The sequence below is a fragment of the Candidatus Thermoplasmatota archaeon genome (assembly GCA_034660695.1).
Classification (GTDB): domain Archaea; phylum Thermoplasmatota; class E2; order UBA202; family DSCA01; genus JAYEJS01.
Genome location: JAYEJS010000067.1, coordinates 1 through 1,688, shown reverse-complemented (window position 1 = coordinate 1,688; position 1,688 = coordinate 1). Strand labels below are relative to the sequence as shown.

Below are 1,688 nucleotides of genomic sequence, written 5' to 3'. Positions count from 1 at the left end.
GCACTCCGGACAATCTAATAGCAACAACAACGGCAACAACCGTATATTACTCTGTCAATCTTCAGGCCGGAACAACTTACTACTGGAAGGTCGTTGCAGACGATGGGCAACTGACTACAACCGGGCCAGTATGGCATTTCTATGTCAGCAATGACAGCAGTGGAAGCACATCGGATAGCAGTTCTCAGACCGCTACGGTCTGACCCTTTTCCCTTTCATTTGCCAAAAGAAATTTAAGCACGGAGGTGATATAAAACCATGAATAAGATAATAACGCTTGCAATTGCATTCCTTATATTCGTTCCATTTGCATCGATAAACGGGAGTAACGTTCATACTATTATTACAAGCAATGGAGTGTTGTACGTCGGCGGTTCAGGTCCAAACAACTACACGAGCATTCAATCTGCCATAAATGATGCAGAAAATGGCTACACAATCTTTGTTTACTACGGCAATTACAATGAAAGCGTTGTAATAAACAAAAGCATTTCTCTGATTGGCATAGAAAAAAATGGAGAAAAGCCAATCATTGATGGAGGGGGAAGAAATTTTGCCGTAAATATAACGGCAGATAGATGCACACTGAAAGGATTTGTCATGAAAAGCAAAGAGGTGCTTGTTGCCCCAGAGGAACCCCCTGCCTGTAAAATCAGATCAGATGGCAATGTTATAGAATATAACACTTTTATGTATGGACGATGCTCTTTTTATCTTGACCAATCATCTTATAACTCCATAAAAAATAATGAAATTACAAAGGGTTATTGGAGTGGATTGCAAGTCGACCATTGTGAAAACAATTTTATTATACACAATACGTTGAAAGATAATATGGCAGAAGGGTTGGAGATAAATGGCGGATCGAATAACGTTGTTTCTTATAATAATATAACAAAAAATTGTGATGGCATAGAGCTATGGTACACAGATGATGCTATTATCTCCTTCAATCATATTTATTCCAATGACCAATACGGAATAACAGCGTGTGCCTGTTCAAATCTTTCAATTCTGAATAACTCCATTCATAATCATGCCTATGGGGGATTGCTCCTTACTGATTGCTCGTATTGTACCATTTCTGGAAACGAGATTTATTCAAATCAGGGAGGGGTTATGATACAATCCGGTACTGGCTATATTACTTCCAATAATAATGTGGTAACATGGAATGAGGTATACTCAAACGGTGTAGGAATTTACCTAGAGTTTTATTGTGAAAATAATCATATCAAATACAACAACCTCATCGACAATGACAGAAATGCCTACTTCTGGTTTTTTGAGCAGCCGTTTCCTAACGTGTGGGATAGAAATTATTGGAGTGATTGGTCATTATCAACTCCTAAACCAGTAAAAGGAACTTTGGATGTGGTTATAGATGTATTCAGGTTTTCTTTTCTTTTCCGCATTCCCTGGTTCATGTTTGACAAACATCCAGCAATGGAGCCATATGGAAACTTCACATTGAATGCAGAACATGATGGCCATGCAATGGAAAAGGGGTTCATCCCTTCTTTACCCCTTATTCATCATCCTCTCTTCAGCAGAGTAAGCAAATAATATGTGGGTGACAACCAATAAGAGCAAGGAATTGCATAAGGCTATGAGGGAATTGATATGTTATCCCAATTTCTTTCTTTTTGCATACTCACCTTTCTGAGAGCAGCTGCCCAGATATAAAA

2 protein-coding genes are annotated in these 1,688 nt (G+C 38.6%); both read left to right on the top strand.

The annotated features are described in order from the left end of the window. On the top strand, nt 1–203 hold a 203-nt coding region (locus U9O96_03195), incomplete at its 5' end, for a hypothetical protein (GenBank protein ID MEA2054113.1). Nucleotides 204–258: 55 nt separating this feature from the next. Then, complete coding sequence (locus U9O96_03190) at nt 259–1,566, top strand: NosD domain-containing protein (GenBank protein ID MEA2054112.1); 1,308 nt, start codon at nt 259–261, stop codon at nt 1,564–1,566. Nucleotides 1,567–1,688: the final 122 nt, after the last annotated feature.

What these genes read in the sequence shown, in the direction of transcription:
- U9O96_03190 (MEA2054112.1), top strand. Translation starts at nt 259, where the DNA reads ATGAATAAGATAATAACGCTTGCAATTGCATTCCTTATATTCGTTCCA.